16 protein-coding genes are annotated in these 21,952 nt (G+C 41.9%); 3 read left to right on the top strand and 13 right to left on the bottom strand.

Going from position 1 to position 21,952, the window contains the following annotated elements; translation table 11 throughout:
• Positions 1-33: 33 nt before the first annotated feature.
• The gene (locus tag J4E76_RS10605) at positions 34-6,840 is read left to right on the top strand and encodes a hypothetical protein (RefSeq protein ID WP_208503967.1); all 6,807 of its coding nucleotides are present in this window, start codon (positions 34-36) and stop codon (positions 6,838-6,840) included.
• Here the strand turns inward: J4E76_RS10605 and J4E76_RS10600 are convergent.
• From J4E76_RS10600 to J4E76_RS10540, 13 genes are all read right to left on the bottom strand, one after another.
• On the bottom strand, positions 6,833-7,444 hold the full coding sequence (locus J4E76_RS10600) for a class I SAM-dependent methyltransferase (RefSeq protein WP_208503965.1): 612 nt from the start codon (positions 7,442-7,444) through the stop codon (positions 6,833-6,835). The genes J4E76_RS10605 and J4E76_RS10600 overlap by 8 nt on opposite strands.
• Positions 7,441-8,253, bottom strand: a complete 813-nt coding sequence (locus tag J4E76_RS10595) for a hypothetical protein (protein ID WP_208503963.1) — start codon at positions 8,251-8,253, stop codon at positions 7,441-7,443. The genes J4E76_RS10600 and J4E76_RS10595 overlap by 4 nt, the downstream gene beginning before the upstream one ends.
• Positions 8,254-8,306: 53 nt before the next feature.
• A complete protein-coding gene (gene atpG, locus J4E76_RS10590; RefSeq protein WP_208503960.1) occupies positions 8,307-9,185 on the bottom strand; it encodes an ATP synthase F1 subunit gamma in 879 nt (292 codons plus the stop codon).
• 36 nt (positions 9,186-9,221) lie between these two features.
• Positions 9,222-10,796 carry a F0F1 ATP synthase subunit alpha gene (gene atpA / locus J4E76_RS10585; RefSeq protein WP_208503958.1) on the bottom strand — a complete coding sequence of 525 codons (1,575 nt, stop codon included), beginning with the start codon at positions 10,794-10,796 and terminating at the stop codon, positions 9,222-9,224.
• A gap of 30 nt (positions 10,797-10,826) precedes the next feature.
• Positions 10,827-11,384, bottom strand: a complete 558-nt coding sequence (gene atpH / locus J4E76_RS10580; RefSeq protein ID WP_208503956.1) for an ATP synthase F1 subunit delta — start codon at positions 11,382-11,384, stop codon at positions 10,827-10,829.
• A 9-nt stretch (positions 11,385-11,393) separates the two neighbouring features.
• Positions 11,394-11,888, bottom strand: coding sequence for a F0F1 ATP synthase subunit B (gene atpF, locus J4E76_RS10575; RefSeq protein WP_208503954.1), 495 nt, complete (start codon positions 11,886-11,888; stop codon positions 11,394-11,396).
• A gap of 67 nt (positions 11,889-11,955) precedes the next feature.
• Positions 11,956-12,219, bottom strand: coding sequence for an ATP synthase F0 subunit C (gene atpE / locus J4E76_RS10570; protein WP_208504099.1), 264 nt, complete (start codon positions 12,217-12,219; stop codon positions 11,956-11,958).
• A 38-nt stretch (positions 12,220-12,257) separates the two neighbouring features.
• The gene (gene atpB / locus J4E76_RS10565) at positions 12,258-13,370 is read right to left on the bottom strand and encodes a F0F1 ATP synthase subunit A (RefSeq protein WP_208503952.1); all 1,113 of its coding nucleotides are present in this window, start codon (positions 13,368-13,370) and stop codon (positions 12,258-12,260) included.
• Positions 13,370-13,777 carry a hypothetical protein gene (locus tag J4E76_RS10560; protein WP_208503950.1) on the bottom strand — a complete coding sequence of 136 codons (408 nt, stop codon included), beginning with the start codon at positions 13,775-13,777 and terminating at the stop codon, positions 13,370-13,372. Before J4E76_RS10560 ends, atpB begins: the two co-directional genes overlap by 1 nt.
• A gap of 65 nt (positions 13,778-13,842) precedes the next feature.
• Positions 13,843-14,046: an AtpZ/AtpI family protein gene (locus tag J4E76_RS10555; RefSeq protein ID WP_208503948.1), complete on the bottom strand. Its 204-nt coding sequence runs from the start codon at positions 14,044-14,046 to the stop codon at positions 13,843-13,845.
• A gap of 3 nt (positions 14,047-14,049) precedes the next feature.
• Entirely contained in the window at positions 14,050-15,615 is a 1,566-nt protein-coding gene (locus J4E76_RS10550; protein ID WP_208503946.1) for a TlpA disulfide reductase family protein, read from the bottom strand.
• 52 nt (positions 15,616-15,667) lie between these two features.
• Positions 15,668-16,090 carry a polymer-forming cytoskeletal protein gene (locus J4E76_RS10545; protein WP_208503944.1) on the bottom strand — a complete coding sequence of 141 codons (423 nt, stop codon included), beginning with the start codon at positions 16,088-16,090 and terminating at the stop codon, positions 15,668-15,670.
• Positions 16,091-16,110: 20 nt separating this feature from the next.
• Positions 16,111-16,965, bottom strand: a complete 855-nt coding sequence (locus tag J4E76_RS10540; protein WP_370592801.1) for a M23 family metallopeptidase — start codon at positions 16,963-16,965, stop codon at positions 16,111-16,113.
• A gap of 196 nt (positions 16,966-17,161) precedes the next feature.
• Here J4E76_RS10540 and J4E76_RS10535 point away from each other — a divergent pair, with 196 nt between their 5' ends.
• Together J4E76_RS10535 and J4E76_RS10530 are read left to right on the top strand one after the other, a co-directional pair.
• On the top strand, positions 17,162-19,636 hold the full coding sequence (locus tag J4E76_RS10535) for a lipopolysaccharide assembly protein LapB (protein ID WP_208503942.1): 2,475 nt from the start codon (positions 17,162-17,164) through the stop codon (positions 19,634-19,636).
• Entirely contained in the window at positions 19,637-21,952 is a 2,316-nt protein-coding gene (locus J4E76_RS10530) for a penicillin-binding protein 1A (RefSeq protein ID WP_208503940.1), read from the top strand. It begins immediately after the preceding gene.

Genomic DNA, 21,952 nt, shown 5'->3' with positions numbered 1-21,952 from the left:
AGACTTCACATAGTCCTTCTATGCTGTGCGCTAATGCTCGTCCTACGTCCGAGTGTCAGTGGTCAGACGGGTATCTCTACCATCAATACCTCCACTTCTACAGGTACTACTACAACTACACTAGTTACAGCTCCGAGTGATGCGGGCAACAGTATCATTCCCAATGCACAATACAATATCAATTATGGTCAAGGAAATAATGTAGCTGTTAGCTCATATGTGGTAGGTGCCACAACTTATGATCGCTTTCTTGCACCAGACACTCTTGTTCTACTTAGGCGAGTATCTACAGACAGATTAGTCAACATCTGGTATCAGCTTAACCAGATCAATACAGCGCCCAACCCAGACGCGATAGATATTGACCCAGACATTGTAGCTGAAGCAGACGCTATATACCTATCAGGCAACTTAAATGCTGGATATGACAACATTCTGGTAAATGATGATGACTTGGCCTCTGGAAGTATTGAAGTAGAAACAGAAAGGGTCGATGTCATATGGTACTCGGGGATTCAAACTTCAGATCCTACAACTTCTGTATTTCCAGTGATTGAGCGGGGCGGTAATGATAATATCGCCATCGCAGCAATTACGTCTCTAGACTCCAATGGCGATCCTGCTTCATATGGCACTCTAGTTGGAATTGCGTCCTCTGACTGGCCTGGAACGGGTCAAACATTTAGTGATTATGTAATCCTCAGACGCCAAGCTGTTGGGGATGACCCAATCCCATTGATCGAAATCGGATCACAAGTCGTTCAAGGTGTAGCGGTTAGCTTCTCAGAGCTCGGTATTAGTGCAGGTCAAAGTATTTTCGGTTATTCCCTTTTTGCCTCGGACGTTGAAGGTGTAGGTGGTGCTCCTGCCATTGCAGCTGGCGTAACACTTTCTGATATCACTACTTTCCCGTCTAATACCCTTTCTTCCGTTTCTGGTTTGGACCTTGTTGCAGGAGTTTCAGCAGCCGTAGCCAGTGATGACAATCTAATTGAAACGGTAGGGCCTGGTGGCTACAAAGCTGCCTTGACAACATGGTTAAAAGCCAATGATGGAGCCTTTGTAAGCAACGGAGGAGCTGCTTCAACTGAAGGAACCAATGTAGGTTTTTGGGAAGATCAATCAGTAGGTAATTATGATTTCACCACACTCACCACTGCGCCTACATTTAGAAGTAGTACGAGCAGCATAAACTTTAATCCTTCAGTCGATTTTATCAGTGCCACAGAACGGGGTCTACAATTAGGCGATAACAATGATTATAACACAGGTGGTCCTTTTACACGTAAAGGGTTGAACATAGCCTTCCGCACTGAAAGCTCAGATGTAAGCACACGTCAACAGCTTTTCGAAGAAGGCGGAGGAACAAACGGATTAGGCATATACATAGACGGAGGGATGCTCTATGGTGCTATTTGGAATAGAGGAAACTCAGGTAGCTCTGGAGCCCCTTGGAATGATGGTACACCTACTAATTTTGTAAGCACCTCAATTGGCACAGACACAGAGTACATTCTTACTATGGAGTTTGATGGCAGTAGTAGTTCCACAGGAACAATTACTTTTTACTTAAATGGACAGAGTTTCGGCACCCTCAGTTCTGTGGGCTTACTCTACTCTCATGGAAACGATATTGGACTTGGAGATCAAGATGGTGGGTCTAGGTACCATAATAATACAACGGCCGCTGCATCATTTTATGGAGAAATATCGGAATTTATCTACTGCAACGAACCAGGATCATTCCCTCTTTCGCAAAGACAAAGAATTGAAAGCTACCTGGCCATCAAATATGGCATCACATTGGATCAATCGACACCAATCAACTATGTCAACTCTGATGGAACAATCATTTTCAACACTACTCAAAACGCATCCTTAGGTGGGTTCTTGGAATACAATAATGACATTGCTGGCATAGGTCGAGACGATAATTCTGAGCTTGACCAACCTGCTTCTAAAAGTGAAAATACAGGAAGCTTAGTGACTATTGATAGAGGTGCAACCATCTCAACAGATGATACATGGTTAATCTGGGGAAATGATGCTGGAGCATTAACTGAAAGCGCATCCGTTAGTTCACCAAGCAATATTGATACAAGGTTAGAACGCGTTTGGCGAGTGGCGGAGAGAAATGAAGTACTAACAACTTCAGTTTCTTTCGACTTAACCGGCCTTGGCTTAAGCACAGATGCGGCAGATTTTAGTTTATTGGTGGCTTCCAATAGTTCAGGTGCAGACTTTAGCAATGCCACTGTCCTATCGGGCGGAACGTTTAACGGCAGTGTAATCACTTTTACAGGTGTTGATCTCGATGACGCGCAATACTTTACCTTAGGAACAGCCTTCTTCTTTTGTACACCTGGCCGTTACAACGATGGTATTCTTACATGGCTTCGTGCTGACGAGGGGGTTACTACAGCAACCGAAGGTGCGAATGTCACAGCATGGGTAGACCAAACTCCTGCAGGAAATAATGGTTCAAACATAACTTCACCTGTTTATCGAGCCACCACTAACCTCATCAACGACAACCCGACTATCGATTTTAGCACAGGCAGCACAGGGCTTACCATCGGAGGAGGTGTGGTTACAGGAATCAATAGTGGGGAATCCCTTTCCAAAAAATTTACAATTGCCTTCAGAACAGGGGACATAACTTCAGCCACAAGACAGGTGATATATGAACAAGGTGGTGCAACCAGGGGGCTCAATGTCTATATAGTTTCTAGTACCCTTCACATTTCTGGTTGGAATCAGGCCGCAGGTGATGGTATAGGAGCACCATGGAATACTGCAGGAGCAATTGCTACTGTAAACACAACTAACATTGCTTCCAATACCTCTTATGTACTCACTTTTGATTACGCAGGTAATGATGCTATTACTGGGACAATTACCGGTTACTTAAATGGCCAAAGCTTTGGAACACCACTTGCCAACGTGGGAAGATTGTATGGACATACTGATGCTATAGGCTTAGGAGATGAAAATAGTGCTTCTAGATATGATGATGGCTCAACCTCGGGTGCCAGCTCTTTCGATGGTTTTATTTCCGAAATAAGCTATTATGATTCTCCATCCTCCTACCTAGCCACAGACAGGAATAGAATAGAAACTAGTATGGCCATTAAGTATGGTATTACACTTGATCAAACCTCAGCTACCAACTACACCCGATCCGATGCAACCACCATTTGGGATGCCACAACCAACGCTACCTACAACAATGATATCGCGGGAATCGGTAAAGACGATGATGCCTGTCTAGACCAGAAGCAATCTCAAAGTGAAAACACAGGAAGCATCGTGAAAATGGGGCTTAATACAATCGAGGCTAACAACGCGAGCAATGCAAATACCTTTGATGATGATGGTGACTTCTTAGTATGGGGTAACGATGGCGACTTTGCCGACCAAGCAAATGCCAATACTAGCGACCTTCCAGCAAGTGTTACCGAAAGAATGGAACGCATTTGGAGAGTGGATGATACCGGTGCTGTTGGAGGCACCGAAATATCATTCGACCTCACTGGCTTGGGTTATGGAACAAACCTTACCGATTTCCAGCTGATAGTTTCCAACAGTGCAACAATGGCATCTGGTACTACAATTCCTGCGGCTAGCTACGATGTAGGAACAAATACGGTGACTTTTACTGGTGTAGACCTTACTGATGGTCAATTCTTTACTTTAGCTACAGGAAGAGAACAATGTGGGCCTGGCGGAGTAACTGCTGACCTAGAGCTATGGCTGAGGGCCGACCTTCAGGTTTACAATACTGGAACAACTCAGGCAACTGATGGGCAAACAATAGCCACTTGGGCAGATCAAAGCCTTAGCGGTGCAGATGCTACAGACCCTTCTAACCTGACAACATTCGAAACCAACACCGTCAACTTCAATCCTGCGATTGAATTCAACAATGACGCAACATCTCTAGAGGGTTCTATAACCACTACGGCAGCTGGACTTAGTTTTATTACAGCTGGTTTTATCAATAGTACCTCCGGAACAGACGATGCTCTGTTTGAATTCAGAGGAGGAACTTCTGATGATCGAAGTTTCCTTATCAACTCGAGATATGGTGGCAACACCGCCTACTCCAGCAATTTTAATGAAGATGCATGGAATATTTGGTCAGTAGATCACCCATCAGGAAATACTGCCAACCTCTTTCAGAATGGTGCTTCGTTTGAGTCTAGTTATAACGCAAATTCTTCAGATGCAGGCCTAGGTACTTATAATTATACCCTCGGGGATGATGATACCGGAGGAAACGACTTTGTAGGATTCTTGGGAGATGTGATTGCCTATCAAGGTTCATTCACAGGAACAGAAAGGCAGCAAATTGAGACCTACTTAGCCATTAAGTATGGGGTTACTATAGACCAGACAAGTGCAACAAATTATCTTTTCTCAGATGGGTCTACCGTGATTTGGAATGCCACTACTAACACTGCATACAATGATGATATTGCGGGAATTGGTAGAGATGATGCCTCATGTTTCAGCCAAAAACAATCCGCAAGTATCAATACAGATGATATACTAACTGTCGGTCTAGGCTCTGTGGCTGTAGATAATGCAAGCAATGTCAACTCATTTACTGACGATGGAGACTACCTAATTTGGGGTAATGATGGTGGTTCGACAAACCAAGCAAATGATAATACTTCTGACATCCCTTCTTCCTTGGCAAGTAGAATGGAACGAATTTGGAAGGTTCAAGATAACGGTACAGTAGGTAGTACTGAATTACAATTTGACCTAGCAGCACTAGGATATAGTACTGCTGATGCCAGTGCTTACTCATTGCTTATTGGCAATACAGCTACAATGGCCGATGCTACCATAGTCACTGGAGGTACATTTAATGGAGATGTTCTGTCATTCAGCGGTGTTGATCTTACGGACGGGCAATTCTTTACAATAGGTACAGCTTTCGAAACCTGTGGTCCTGGTGGAGTAAACACTAACATAGCACTTTGGCTCCGTGCTGACCTTGAAGTGTTCTCCGATGTAGGTGTAACAGCTGCCGTAGATGGTAATGATGTTCAACAGTGGAATGATCAGAGCTCACCTCAAGACAATGGTTCTGAGTCAAACCTAGCAGGTGCCAATCCGGTTGAGCCTACTTTTGAAACGAATGAAATCAACTTCAACCCCGCACTAAGGTTCTCGGATCCAAATTCAAACAACGCTGCCTATATAGAAACTACTACAAATACGGTAAGCGGTGATATGACCCTAATCTCAGTCTTCAAAACGGGGCAGGTAGATGGCACAGCTGGAGATTTTGTCAACTCACCTGCACTGATTGGCGCCAGTGAAACGAGCAGTACAGCAGACTATGGATTAGGTATGGAAAATGGCACGATATGGATTAACGCCAATACAGGAACCGGTTTTGACGCTGAAACGCCTTCAACTTACAATGATAACTTACCTCATATAGCCCTTGCCACAAGAGTACAGACTGGTGGGGCTGTCAATATTTTCGTTGACGGAGCCTCGGCTGCCTCTGGCACAGGTGTTACCACAGCATTATCAGGACCTACTTCATTTGGCATAGGCAACCATAGTGACGGAGACGTACAGGCACAGTATGCTGGAGATATCGCAGAAACGATTGTTTTCTCAAGCGCATTAAACGCTAACGAGCGAACAAGAGTTGAATCTTACTTGGGCATTAAATACGGTATTACAAGAGATGTAGCCTCTTTACCTGCAGTAGAGCAGGATTATCTCGCAGCAGACGGAGCAATAATTTGGGATTATGACGGTCAGGGCACCACTTATTACAATGACATCTTCGGCATTGGTAGAGATGACCTCTCATGCTTTGAACAAACCAGGTCGAAGAGTGAAAATAGTGATGCCTTGGTAGATTTTAATCTTCCCCTTGGTTTTGATACCAACGATTCATTCATCCTATCAGGAAATGACAATGCCGCAATTGAACAGGAAGGGAATAATGAAAGGCCTGCCTCAATTAACAGTAGACTTAATAGAGAATGGCGTGTCCAGGAATCTGGTACAGTTGGAACAATTGAACTCACCTATGATCTCTCTACCATTACCGGACCATTGGGAGTTGGCACCAACAACCTGACGCAATTAAGGCTCATGGTAGATGATGATGGCGATTTTTCCAACGGAGGGACAACACTAATCTCCCCAAGCGCGGTCAATGGTTCGGAAAACACAGCAACCTTCGATGTGGACTTTACCAATGGGCAGTATTACACTTTAGGTTCTATTGAGGTTGCAGCCTTACCGATTACCCTTATATCATTTGAAGCAACAGTTCATAATAGCAATCAGGTCAAACTAGACTGGGTAACAGCTTCAGAGGTCAATAATGCATTCTACACTATTGAAAGAAGTACTAATGGAACTGACTTTGAGACTGTTGGTAGAATTGATGGAGCTGGTAACAGCGATGTTCTTCTATATTATACATACATCGATACCAAACCGGTGAATGGGCTCTCTTTCTATCGAATAAAGCAGACAGATTTCAATGGCAAATTCGATGTCTCTGAAATGAGGTCAGTCAGAATAAAGTCTGAGTTTAAATCCTCTTATAAAGCTTATCCTAATCCCGTTCTACAAGGGGAGACTTTACGCATATCCTATAGCATAGAAAGAGATCAAACCCTACGGCTTACCGTCCTCAACTCAAAAGGTCAAATGGTTCTTAGAAAAGAAGAACAGGCCCTCTCAAGTGCTGAGTATATCGAGATCTCAACCAAGGCCTTCCAAAAAGGACTGAACCTAATTCGCATACTTGACGAAAACCAGCAGGTAGTCACACTCAAGGTTTTGGTTAGGTAGACCTTTCATAAACCGCTGAGAAAACGGACCCCTTCCTGAAAAACTGAATGTCGGAAGGTTCAAAACCTGCGAGCTTAGTCTGCTCATGAATGTTAATCAGTCCGTCAGCATCCAACTGGCTTATTACCCTGAAAAACCAATGCATCGTTTTTAAAAGAAGCTTATGCCTCGGCCGATCGCTTGGGTAAAAATCCGTGATAAGGAGGCTTCCTGCCGAATTAAGCTGGTTTTTCACATGCATCAATACCTGCTCAAGTTGAGATGTTGAAAAACAATCAAGAAAAAAATTAGCAATGATCACATCATAACTACCCTCCTGTTCTCTAGCGTCTCCATGGACAAAATCAATCTCATTTCCCTTGGAAAGCCTTGATCTTGCCCTGTCCAACATCCTTCCTGACAACTCCACATAGTCAATCTTTAGGTCAAGCCCCTCAGGAATCCATTGTATAATTTTTCCCGTTCCCCCACCTACGATCAGCAACTTCGAGGCAGGCTCAATTTTATGCAGGTAGGTTTTCTGCGCCCTTTCCAATGTCTTGCCGAAGGCCAAATTTGCCAATAGGTCGTAAAGAGGAGCTATCTTATCGAAGTCGTTCTTCATAGCAGCGCAAGACCTGGTAAGAAGAAGATGCCGTCTCCGATGATACGATATAGATTATACCTTTTTAGAAAAGCAGGAGCCTGTAGCAGTAGCAACAGACTAAGCGACATGGCTAAAATCATGAATTGAGCCTTGTTATCATTAAACCCAAAGCCTATGCAAATAACAATGATAATCTCATTAACGATTGAAGCTAAACGGATAAGCTTCTTGGTAGAGCTAGGTCCTCTATTTAAGGCAATGGATGTCATTCCTTGCCGATTATCAGTATCCATTTCGAATAAGGGGAATAACAGAAGATTCACGTAGGCCAGAAGGAAAAATTGTACAAAGAGAACCAAATACATCCAATCCCAATTTTCTAACATGCTTAATGGCCCAACAAAAATACCTGCCACGTAAACAAAGGCCGCAAAGAGCTCTTTTTGTCTGTGAACCTGACTGACTTTGAGATAGAGAAAATATAAACAGGTTAAAGCCACAAGCCCAAAGCCAAAGCGTATCGTGTCGGATGGCAATTGGAAAGCATTGTAAATGCCCAAACCAAAAACAGCAAGGGCAATTCCCAAGATTAGCTTAAAGTACCGCTCATGAAATGCATGGCGTGGGTTTATGGCCTCTCCTTTAACACGATCAGCATCCCATAAGTGATCTACAGTATAAATTAACCATATGGCAACCGCCAAGCCCAAGACTATTTCATTTGACAGCTCGACATTGAAAACCTTTGCAAGGTAAAGGCTTGAAATCACCGCGCCCGCAGTGATATCAAGGCTTAAATTTTGTACAAAGGCTATGATCTTTTCCATAAAAAAACCCCGACTCTCGTCAGGGTTTCAATATATCTAGTTTCAGATTAATCTTAACTATCAGCAGCCAAAGCCTCTGCACCACCAACGATCTCAAGGATCTCTTTAGTAATGGCAGCCTGACGTGTTCTGTTGTAAGTCAATCGAAGGTCTTTCAATAAATCTCCAGCATTATCGGTTGCTTTACCCATTGCCGTCATTCGAGCACCATGCTCAGAAGCATTAGACTCTAATACTGCTTTATAGAATTGAATCTTCAATGACTTTGGAATCAATTCGTCTATAATAAAGTCCTTAGACGGTTCATAGATATAATCAGTATTCGTTGTAGACTCTGCATCTACTTCGTTTTCAACGATTGGCAAGAATTGCTCAGTTCTTACGATCTGAGTCGCCACGTTTTTAAACTCATTGTAGACCAATACTACCTTATCATACTTACCTGATTCGAAACCTTCCATGGCTTCTTCAGCAGCTGCTTTTACCACCTCAAAAGAAAGATCACCAAAGGCTCCCCAGTGCTTATCATTCACCGGATCGCTCTTTTTCTTAAAGAAATCGAAGGACTTCTTACCGATAGGCAAAATCTCTACTTCAGCATTGGCATACTCATCTGTAGTCAAAGCATTTCTCACTGCTTTAAAAACATTGGAATTGAAAGCACCACACAATCCTCTATCTGAAGTTACAGGAACGAAAAGCACTCGCTTTACCTCTCTTACTTCGCCATATGCATTCATGCCTTCTTCTGAATTTCCAGAAGAGACATTGGCTAATAAGGCTCCTAATTTCTCAGAGTAAGGGCGTAACTGGGTGATTCGCTCTTGTGATCTTCTCAACTTAGCAGCCGCAACCATCTTCATGGCTTTGGTAATCTGTTGAGTAGAACTGACCGAAACAATCCTTTCTTTTACTTCCTTTAAGCTTGCCATAGGCTATTATTAAATGGGCTAAAGCCCTATTATTAATTAGTATTTAGAAGACAACTCTTTCGCAACCTTCTTCAAAGCATCAACTGCTTGATCAGATAGTTTACCAGCTTTCAAGTCATTCATTGCATCTGCATGAGTAGCTCTCAACACAGTAATGAACTCATTCTCGAATTCTTTCACTTTGTCTACAGGCACTTTGTCAATCAAACCTTTTGTAGAAGCGTAGATAATGGCTACTTGGTCTTCAACAGCAGCAGGTGAGAATTGTGCTTGCTTCAATATTTCTTGGTTTCTTCTACCTCTATCAATAGTCAACTGCGTTGCAGCATCAAGGTCAGAACCAAACTTAGCAAAGGCTTCCAATTCACGGAACTGTGCTTGGTCTAGTTTCAATGTACCAGCTACTTTCTTCATTGACTTAATCTGTGCAGAACCACCTACCCTAGATACTGAAATACCCACGTTAATTGCAGGACGTACACCAGAGTTAAATAGGTTAGTTTCCAGGAAAATCTGACCATCAGTAATTGAAATTACGTTGGTAGGGATATAAGCAGAAACGTCACCAGCTTGTGTCTCAATAATAGGAAGGGCAGTTAATGAACCGCCACCTTTTACTTTACCTTTTAGAGACTCAGGTAAATCATTCATTGCTGCAGCGATGTCATCATTGTCATTCACTTTTGCAGCTCTTTCCAATAATCTTGAGTGAAGATAGAATACATCACCTGGGTAAGCCTCACGTCCCGGAGGTCTTCTCAATAAAAGAGAAACTTCACGGTAAGCAACCGCTTGCTTAGAAAGGTCATCATATACCACTAATGCAGGGCGTCCCGTATCTCTGAAGTACTCACCAATCGCTGCACCAGTAAATGGAGCAAAGAATTGCATTGGAGCAGGGTCAGCAGCAGAAGCAGAAACAACTACTGTGTAGTCCATTGCACCACCTTTTTCAAGAGCTGCAACCACACCAGCAACTGTAGATGCTTTTTGACCGATGGCCACATAGATACAGAATACTGGCTCTCCAGCATCATAAAATTCTTTTTGGTTCAAGATAGTATCGATAACTACTGCAGTTTTACCTGTCTGACGGTCACCAATTACTAATTCACGCTGACCTCTTCCGATTGGAATCATTGAGTCAATCGCCTTGATACCTGTTTGTAATGGCTCATTTACCGGCTGACGATAAATTACACCTGGGGCTTTACGCTCCAATGGCATCTCGTAAGTCTCGCCTTGGATAGGGCCTTTACCATCGATAGGGTTACCTAAGGTATCCACTACACGACCAACGACACCTTCACCGATATTTACAGAAGCAATTCGACCAGTTCTTTTTACTGTATCTCCTTCTTTTACTCCTGCAGAGTCACCAAGAAGTACGGCACCTACATTGTCTTCTTCCAAGTTAAGTACCAAAGCATTCAAGCCATTTTCGAACTCTAAGAGCTCACCTGACTGTGCTTTTGATAGTCCGTAGATTCTGGCTACACCATCACCTACTTGAAGTACTGTTCCTACTTCTTCTAATTCGGCTTCTGATTTGAAGTTTGAGAGCTGCTCTCTCAATATTGCTGATACTTCATCAGGTCTTACGTCTGCCATTTTATATTATAGTTAATGTTTAAATCTTCTTTAAAATGCTTTTTCGTAGTAGTTCTTAGTGAACTCTAGCTTAAGCGCTTTCAACTTTGAGCTTACAGAATCATCAATCTGACGATCGCCAATCTTAAGGATGAATCCTCCGATAAGCTCTTCGTCAATAACTTCTGTCAACTCTACTTTCTTCCCAGAAATCTGGGTAACAATATTTTCGAACTCGGCTTTTGTCTTAGCATCCAGTGCGAAAGTTGTTGTAATGGTTGCTTCCTCGATGCCCTGATTGGCATTGTATTGATGGTGAAACTCCACCGCAATTTGATCGAGGTACATCTCTCTATGCTTCCTTGTCAAAATTTGAAAGATTGCCAAAGTTAAGTCGTTCACTTTTCCTTCAAACACCATGTTCAATATTCCCAACTTTTTGTCAGGAGTAATAACCGGGCTCTTTAGCATCAAGAGTAAATCTCTGTTTTCTTCCACAAGGTTAGAAAACATCAACATATCTTTATTCACCTCTTCCAACTGTCCTTTTTCAACCGCAAGGTCTAACAAGGATTTGGCGTATCTGGAAGCAATTCTATATTCAGACATTCGTCAGAATTAGTTTAAGTTCAAATCTTTTACGTATTCGTCTACCAAAGACTCTTGCGCTTTTTTGTCGCTCAATTCTTTGCGAAGTACTTTTTCAGTGATCTCTAATGAAAGTGAGGCCACTAATGTCTTAACATCAGCCAATGCCGCCCTTTTCTCATTTTCGATTACTGCTTTGGCATCTTCGAGCATCTTAGCAGTGATCTTGCCAGTCTCCTCTTTCGCTTCTTCTTTGATGGTATTTGCCGCGGCCATTGCTTCTTTTAACATCGCGTCACGCTCAGATCTAGCCTCTGCCATCAGTTTAGCATTGTCAGCATTAAGCGCTTCCATCTCACTTTTTGCTTGCTCAGCAGAAAGTAAAGCGTTTTCAATAGTTTCTTCTCTTTCTTTTAGCCCACTTAAAATCGGCTTCCAAGCAAATTTACCTAGCACAAAAATTAGCAATAGGAATGCTAATGATTGAAAAATAAATAAGCCGGTATCTGGTAATAAAATCTCCATGTCTCTTTTTTTAAAAGAAAAGCTTCAGACCAGCCTAATGCTAAGTCTGAAACTTCTCAAATACTTCTTAAAGTGCTGAAACGATGCTGTTGTTAGTTGCAAGCAAGAAACAAGCTACCACACCGAAAAGCGCAATTACCTCGATAAGTGCAGCAATAATCAACATACCAGACTGCAATTTACCTGCAGCTTCAGGTTGACGTGCCATACCTTCCATAGCAGAAGCACCAATTTTTCCGATACCAAGACCTGCGCCTATCGCAACAAGACCAGCACCAATACCAGCTCCCATAAGGGCGTAACCAGCAGTTAATAAAATAGATAACATAATTATGTTTGTTATAAATGAAACAATGGTATTCTAACTAATTAATGGTGTCCGTCATCAACCGCCTGCCCGATGTACATCGAAGAGAACAGTGTAAAGACATATGCCTGAATCACAGCCACCAATATTTCAATTAAAGTGATCACTACAGAGAAGAGTGTTCCCACAACTCCCACAGCTACACTATTAAGTATAAAACCTAAACCAACAATACTTAATACTACAATGTGACCTGCTGTAATTGAAGCAAACAAACGTAGGGTAAGTGAAATAGGCTTAGTGAAAATTCCGATAATTTCCACCACAAGGATAATTGGCCTCAAAGGAAGCGGTACACCAGGAGTCGCAAATATGTGACCCCAGTAAGCTTTCTTACCATTAAACTGTGTGATGAAGAATGTAAACAAGGCCAGACTCAAAGTCACCGCAATGTTACCCGAAAGGTTAGCAGCACCAGGAGTAAGCCCTAATAAGTTATTGTATAGAATGAAGAAGAACATTGTCAACAAGAATGGCATAAAGCGCTGATACTTGTCTTCTCCAATGTTAGTCTTAGCTATATCATCTCTAATGAAAACGATGATTGGCTCAAATAGTGATTGAAGTCCCTTAGGAGCAGCAACACCACTCTTATATCTTTTTGCGATGGTAAGGAATGTGATCAACATTAAGAACACACTTAGAAAAAGTGATGCTACATTCTTAGTGATGGAAAGGTTTAAGAAGTCGGCTTGTGCCTCCTCATGATCGTCAGCTGTTGGTGCTCCATGAGCATCATCAGTTTCATGTCCTGCACTTTCACCATGACCAGCCCCAGCTCTTACCAGTTTACCATGAGAGATCATATAACCATCATGTGCAATAGGCTCATGATGCTCGTCATAAAAGTCAGATGACATGAAGAATTTCAACTCACCGTGATCGTAAATAATCATTGGCAGAGGAATGGTTACATGCGTATGTCCGATGGTCACAATATGCCATTGGTAATCATCGGCAATGTGATGCATGATGAAGTCTGTGCTTCCTTCCTCTTTTTCTTCGTCTCCGCTGCCTGAAGCGGCAAATAAATTTGAACTGTTTGAAATACTGAAAAGCATTATTAAGAGGCTTATGATCAGTAAATTGGGAAAGTTAGTTCTGTTATTTTTCATCATGTCTTTTCGGCCTCTGTCGAAATCGCGCGCAAGTTAGACAGAATGCTATATATTTCAAATACTAAGTAGAATAAATAGGCAGCGAAAAAGTTGGCCACCCAAATGATTCTGTCTTCGATTCCAACGAAGAGTACAATACCTACAAAACCCATGCTTAAAAGCAATCTCAAAACGGTTAAACCCAAGAAGAGATTTGGTCTGCTTTGCGCATCCATATTCCTGATGCCCCAATCACCAATAATGACGACTATCAACCCTAGAATTGCAGAAAAAATGACAATAGACCACACTTTTTCGTGAATAAACTGTGCGCTACTTTCCATTTGCTGCAAGCCGAAAACGACAGCGGTTAGTACTAGCGAAACGATTATTGATATGGCGATTTGCTTGCCTAAGCTTTGCATGCCGCAAAGGTAGTTCTTTGATTACTAGAGAAGAAACTTAGTAGTAAAAAAGATGCAATAGTTAACTAGTCCTTTGGCAACGATCGGTAGAGCATATAAATGGCTCCGGTTGTTCCCACTAAAATCATCAGAATAATGAACAAGGGTTTGCCTGAATTCCACCACTCATCCATTTTATATCCGAGCCAGCCACAAATGCCAATGGTGAGGAACAGTTGAATACCCAACTGGGAGTATTTCAAATAGTCATTTGGGTTCTTTTCTTTCATTATTCATTGGCCAATATACTTCATTAGTACGGACTCTAGGCTAGCATTCATTGGTCCAGGAGCATTCGGTTCTGCCAAACGACCTTTCTTGTCAAAGATTAAGTACCTAGGTATCGCATCCATTCCGAGGTTCTTTTTCATCTCTGACTTCTCATGATTAAGCACAAGGTAGTTATGTATATAGCCTCTGAGTCCATCTGACACACTCGCGCGCCTCCAGGCATCTTGTTTATTGTCTATCGAAAAATAAACAAAGGCCACGTCATCTTCTTTGAACCTATCTCTTAACAGCTCAGAGCTTGGCATGGCTTGTCGACAGGGTGCGCACCAACTGGCCCAATAGTCTACATAGATCACCTTCCCCTCGAGTTTATTGAGTAGGCCTGTCAACATGTTTGTGCTGCCGTCTTCTTGCAGGAGATTAACACCAATGCTGCTTTGAACCAGCGCCTCTCGGTTGATTAGAAAATCTTCCTGAAATCTCTGGGTAAACAAAGTATCCTCTGGAAATGTATTTTGGTAATCAGTCGCATAGGCAGAGATTGTTTCATAAGATTCATTTGAATCCACCATCTTTTCAAGACAAAACCACTTGGCCTTAGCCAAAAGTGCTCCTTTAAAATGCTGATCTAACAAATCGTATGCCTTCGGGTAATCAATATATAACTTGTTAGATGTTCTCGTCTTCTCTCCTAACAGAATACCCTCAGTAATATAGAAGTACAGATAGGTTTTACCATACCGACTATTCAAGATGAAATCCTCTTCAAAAAGAGAGCTCTCTAATAGTTCTCTTAAATAAGACTTATCGCCCACTCTTCTCGCGAGAAACGAAAGCCTTAAGTAATGTCTTTTTAACTCAAACTCTTCCATTAAACTCAAACTGAAAGCTTCTTCTGGGTTACCCTCTAAGTTTAGTTTGTTGGTTATGCTCTCTATCTCTGTATAGGTTACATCGGAAAACTGCTTTAGTGCTTCTGGATTGGCCTTATAGAAGTCCTTTTGAAAGAAGATGGGATAAATCTCTGTTCTTGAAAAATCATTCGAGGCCGTCATTTTCTGCGCACTATCAGTAAACACAAGCAGGTCATACAATGAATCTTGTGATATCGATCGATCAGAAGGGAATTGGCTTTTGAGCACGTTTACAAACTGCCTCTCGGGAATAGATTTTAGCACTATACCCTCCCCATTGAAATGAAAAAACAAGGAATCTCCTGGCGAGACAATCAAGTCTTGTTTCAGTGTCAGTTTATTCGCTATGGTTAATAGCCGCTCTTCCGATAATGAGATAATTAGCGTGTCCTTACTTTTTGAGCTTATGAACTGTTGCTGTATAGTATCATTGATTCCTACTTGAAAATTTAAGCTTATGGGCGCGGAGGTATCGTTGTTCAGGCTTACCCAAATGGACTTAGGGATTTCCTGATCAACAGCTTCTTCTATAGGAGGATCAGAAGCGCAAGAAATGCACAGGAAGGCTAAAAGTATCGCGCAAATTAATGCAGGCCCCAGAACCCCTTCCCTTAACTGACGAATTTGTTTATGAGCTGTTCTGATATTGGACATGTGCTAAAGGTAGAGAACACCCTTAACTAATCAAATAGTTATATTAATAGCCTTAGGCCCTTTTGACGATTTTTTCTGAGGCGCGGCTCTGAGGTAGACTGATTACAATATCCTTTGCCAAGTGACCCATTTTACAGCCACCATTAAAAGTTGCTCCTGGCTCTACGACCAATTGATTGGTAAGAATGTCACCGTTAATTACAGCAGTTGGTTTCAAAATCAATAATTCCGAAATCTCAATATTCCCCCTAATGTTACCTGCAACTTCACCAGATCTTGCTACCACGTTTCCATCAACATATGCATCCGACCCCATCACAAATTTGGCCTTCGCTTTGGCATTGCCGTACACCTTACCTTCGACTCGAATGTTACCGGCTGACTCAATGCTACCTTCAAGCACTGTTTCCTTACCAATGATATTACTGGTCTGGCTAAGCTCTTCTGATGATTTTTTTTCCTCTTTTGAAAACATGGCTGAATCTGCTTTTCTGATTAAAACGAAATGAATTCTTCCGGATTTACGGCCGAACCATTGTACCAAAGTTCAAAGTGTAAGTGTGGGCCGGAAGTCAGTTCTCCCGTATTACCAATAATGGCCACAATTTCACCTGCTGTAATAAAATCACCCACTTCCTTAGTGAGTGTAGAGTTGTGTTTATATATCGAGATTAAATTCTCTCTGTGCTGAACCGCAATCACATTACCTTCAGATTGGGTCCAACTGGCCAGAATCACCGTACCATCTGCAATGCTCTTGACAGGCTCATCCTTTTTAGCAACCACATCAATTCCATAATGTTCAGTCTGAGCGTTGAAGGGTTCCGAAATATAGCCCGTAAAGGGTGAAAAGAAATAAAGCTGCCTTAGCTCATCGTTTTGTATTTCTCCAGTTAAAAGAAAGTCCCCTCCTCTCTCAAATTCGGTTTTGAACACTGAATCGGTAATTGCTAACTGCTCTGCATTTCCCGGAACACGCGGTTGTGCGGCTTGGGATTCTGGTACTTCATTTGAAGTTACATCTCCCTCCATTATCTTCTTAAAACTCGTAATGAATTGATCTCTACTTTCTAGCTCTTGTGTCAACGAATCGAGAGATATGCTCATCTGAACTAAGTCTTTCCTAGTTTCTTGTTCGGCATAACGAGGATCAAACCATTGCGCAAGGACCGTATTGACTAGATAAATACTGATTGTGAGAACGACCAAAAAGGCCAAAAAACCAAAGAAGGCTATTTTTGCATAGGTAAACTTATAGGTGGCTTTCTCAGAAAAGTCTTCCTCATTCTGAACGATGAAAATATGTCTGGTATTTAACCAGTTAGAAAGGGTCTTCTTGAATCTTGCCACAATAAAAAATCAAGGGAAACAAAAATATTGATTAAAACCTAACCAGATACCTTTTATTGTATTAATTGCGGCTTATTGTTCGTTCCTATTCAGAAATCACTCTGATTTGAAAATCAGCAATTTACATATCAAAAGATTTTTTTGTCTTCTCCTAGTCGTAGGCCTGGTCGGTTGCAATTCTAAAGGCTATCAGAACATGAATGCCCGCTATAATGGGTATTTCTACGCCAACCAATACATAGACGAGGTTTATCAAAGCCTGGAAGACAAATACGACTACAATTTCAATGATATTCTTAAAGTCTTTCCAGACATAGATTCAGGCACTGTTCAGGGCAATGAAGAAAAGCTTGATGATGCTTTCAAAAAGGCTTCTCAAGTAATAGAATGGTACAAAACCAGCGACTGGGTAGATGACAGCTACATACTCATAGGCAAAATCAGGCATCTAAGGGCTCAGTTCCAATACGCAATCGAGACTTTTCAATTTGTCAATCAAACCAGTAAAGATGATGGCGCTCGGCAAGAAGCTTTGATCGCCCTAATGCGCACTTATATGGATATGGGCGACATGGACAATGCGACAGACGTTTCGAATTATTTGACCTTAGAAGAAGAGTTGACACCTGAAAACAACCTAGACTATAAAGTTTTGCTCGCTTACTATCACCAGCGACAGGGTAATGAAGCCGGCATAGCCACAGCCCTTCAGGAGGTTAATGAATTGATCAGCAACCGGGATCAAAAAGCCAGAACCAATTTTATCCTCGGCCAAATCGCTCAGAAAAATGGTGAAGGACAAGAGGCCTTTGATTACTACGATCTGGCACTTAAGGGCAATCCTCCTTACGAGTTAGTGTTTCATTCTGAGTTGAATAAAATGGCCTTGACCGATTATTCTAAGTCCAGCCCCGACAGAATTGAAAAGGTGTACAAAACCTTTGATAAAATGCTAAAGGATGGGAAGAACCTCGAGTATCAGGATAAAATCTACTATGTAATGGGCCAGTTGGAAGAACAACGAGGCAAATTACTGAACGCCATCACGAATTACCGAACAGGAACTCAGGTAACACAACCTGATCAGCGCCAGCAGGGATTGAATTTCTTGAAATTGGGAGAAATCTATTTTGACCCTTATGAAAACTATCAGCTTTCAAGCAGATACTATGATAGCGCAATAACAAAGTTGCCTGAAGACATTGAGAACTATGAGGCCATTGTTGAAAAGCAGGGGATTTTGAAAGACTTTGTGACTCAGTTAAATACGATCTCACGAAATGATAGTCTTCTCAATCTTGCCGAGATGAATCCCGTTTCCCTAGATGCTTTTCTAGACCAATACCTAAGTGCTCAAGCAGAAAAACAGAAGGAGCTCGACAGGCAAAAGAGGAAAGGCAACCCTATTAACCCATCGGTTACAAATACCAATACAGACATTTCGGATGATGATACTTGGTACTTCTATAACCAAGTGGCCATCAGTCAAGGGGAACAAGAGTTTCAAAGAGTTTGGGGCAACAGACCCCTTGAAGATAACTGGAGAAGATCTAGTAAGACTACAGTTGCTGTTGGAATAGACCCATCATTGTTATCCGACAATAACCCAAACGAAAGTCAAGGAAATGGAGGGTCTGGATCAGGAGATGGCGGTTCAGCAGCAGAAAAACAAAAGCTTCTTGAAACCATACCCAGATCTGCTGAACAGAAGGCAGTAGCAAATGCTGAAATCGAAGAGGCTTTCTTTAATCTAGGTCGTATCTATAGGTTTGGCCTAAAAAGAAATAGTGAGTCTGCCAACAGCTATGAAACCCTGTTAAGTAGATTCCCAAAAACCGAATTTCGCTTAGAGACACTTTTTGCGCTCTATACACTTTTCGAAAACACAGACCCTGGCAGAGCTGAGGATTACAAGCGGCTTATCATAGCCGAGTTTCCAGAAAGTCTGACAGCCAAAGTGCTTATTAATCCCAACTATGTTCAGGAAAAGGAAGCACGAAACTTAAGGTTACAACAGCAGTATGCAGATGCTTACACCCAATATGAGGCCGGCAATTATGTAGAAGCTGATCAAATGTTAAAGGCTGCCCTAGCTTCGTTTGAAGATGTAGACTTTCTACCGACTGTTGAGCTCTTATCGGCAATACTGAAAGCCAAAACAGAAGGACTTTTTCCGTATGAAAAGGCATTGGAAGACTTTACCGCTAAGTATACAGAAGGGCCGCTTTTCGATTACGCCAACAGTTTGCTCTCGGCATTAAAACCAGCCAAAGATGAGATCCTCTCCGACCGAGGCTTCGACTTCAGCGAAGACTTTCAGCAACAACACCTCGTGGCAATAACAATTGATAAAACGCTGAATGATGCTGAAGAAATAAAAGCTGCGATCAATGCATTGAACAGTGAAAGGTTTCCAAACCAAAGGCTTTCTATTGGCAATCTCACTTTAAAAAAGAATGAGAACTTAGAAATACTTTATATCAACTCTTTTAAGACTAAATCCGCATCTCAGCGTTATAGAGATGTGTTATCTGAAGTCTTGTCAGAGGCGATTAATCAAGAAGACACTAATTTTCATAATTTTGCTATCTCTATCGACAACTTACAGTTCTTGTTTGATAGCGAGAAGATTGACGAGTACATGATTTTTCATGACAAATTTTATCAATAGATGAGCCTAAAAAGTAAAATAGCCGAAAATCGACCCCTGCTAAGAAAGCTGACAATTGCAGCTTGGGCGGTTTTTGTATTAGGCGTGGTTGGCCTACCAACTTACATATGGGCGGTCAGTTCCAATATGAATAATTGGTTCGGTGAGCTTCCTTCATACTCTCAATTGGAAAACCCTGAACAAAACCTGACCTCTACTCTATATACTTCCGATGGTGTACAATTGGGTTCTGGTTACTTTAGAGATAATCGAAACCCAGTAACCTATGATGAGTTGGGTGAAAACTTGGTCAACGCGTTATTGGCCGCTGAAGACATTCGCTTTGAAAAGCATTCAGGTATTGACCTCGAAAGTATGTTTCGAGTAGCTTATGGGGTCCTTACATTCAACCGTAAAGGTGGAGGTAGTACCATCAGTCAGCAATTAGCCAAGCAGCTTTTCTCTACGCGGGTATTAGCCGAAAGAGAAAAAGGCAAACTGGAAGGTAAGAACCGAATGCTTGACGAGCTTATCTACAAAACTAAAGAGTGGATCCTTTCTGTTCGACTTGAAAAGTCATACACCAAGCAGGAGATAATGGCCATGTACTATAACACGGTTGAGTTTGGTAATAATGCCTATGGAATTAAGTCAGCAGCAAAGACCTATTTTAACAAACTACCGAGTCAACTTACCGTTCCCGAAGCATCCGTATTGGCAGGAATGCAAAAGGGAGTTACCACTTACAGACCTGATAACAACCCTGAAAACTCTAAGCGTAGAAGGAATATCGTGATGAGTCAGATGGTAAAGTATGGCTTTCTAGATCAGACAGTCTATGATACACTGAAAGTAAAAGACATTGAACTTACCTTAAAGCAGCAGGATCAAAATGCAGGGCTTGCCCAATATTTTAGAGGGGTAGCCGGAGGCGACCTGAGAAGGTTGGCTCGTGAGTTGGGTTATGATCTATATGCTGATGGTTTAAAGATTTATACTACCATAGATAGCCGAATGCAAGCCTATGCTGAACAGGCCACGGATAGTGCCATGCGGACATTGCAGCATCGGTTTGATTCACTATTATCAGTGGAAGATAGAAGCCTCTGGATTGACTCCAAGAACAGAGATATTGATGGATTTTTAGAAGACAATGTAATCCCTCGTACCAAAGCCTACAGAAACTTAGTCAAACAGTTTGGTGAAGAGTCTGATTCTGTTGACTACTATATGAACAAGAAGAAAAAACTGTCAGTCTTTTCATGGTATGGAGATATTGATACAGTAATGAGTTCGGTAGATTCCATACTATACTATAAACAGTTTCTTCAAAGTGGTTTTATGGCTACCGACCCGAAAACTGGTGCAATAAAAGCCTGGGTAGGCGGAATCAATTATACTCACTTTCAGTATGACCACGTGCGCTTAGGGAAAAGACAACCAGGCTCTCTATTCAAGCCATTTGTGTATGCCACAGCCGTGGAACAAGGCTACTCACCATGTTATACTTTCAAAGATGAAGCAGTATCAATCGATATTCCTTTTCAAGATGAGCCTTGGAGTCCGCAAAATGCTGAAAACAGATTCAGTGGTGAGGACATGACGCTAAAGACAGCGATGGCTAAATCGGTAAACTCAGTCACCGCAAGAGTTATGAATATTGTAAAACCTGAAAAGGTGGTAGACATGACCAAGAGAGTTGGAATCAAAAGTACCATCCCTCCTTATTACTCTATCGCACTAGGAACAGAAGTAGCCTCCTTACATGAACTCGTTGGTGCTTATGGAACATTCGTGAACAAAGGGGTGCATATCGAACCTTATTACGTAAGTCGAATCGAGGATAGGTTTGGAAATGTTATCTACAATGAACCCCCAAGAAAGAGTAGAGCCATCAGTGAAGACGTGGCTTACGTAATGCTCAATATGTTGCAAGAAACGGCTAAATCAGGATCGGGAAGAGGACTTTATCATACGTATGGACTAGTTGACGCTAAACAAGAGAAAAACGAAATTGGAGCCAAAACAGGAACCACACAAAATGCATCAGACGGTTGGTTTATGGCTATTACTAAAGATTTAATAGCAGGCGCTTGGGTCGGTGGCGATGATAGATCCATACGTTTTAAGTACTGGGCTAATGGACAAGGAGCAAGAACTGCGATGCCCATCGTTGGGTTATTTATGCAAAAAGTCTATGCAGACACTACCCTAGGCATTGAAAAATCCTTCTTTGACAGACCCGCTGAATTGAGCATGGAAATTGATTGTCAAAAATTCACTGATGTCCTTAGTACATCTGATAGTACCATCATTTTTGATGACGAGATTTATTAA

Source organism: Roseivirga sp. E12 (assembly GCF_017592825.1).
Classification (GTDB): domain Bacteria; phylum Bacteroidota; class Bacteroidia; order Cytophagales; family Cyclobacteriaceae; genus Roseivirga.
This window is presented reverse-complemented; position numbering and strand designations above follow the sequence as displayed.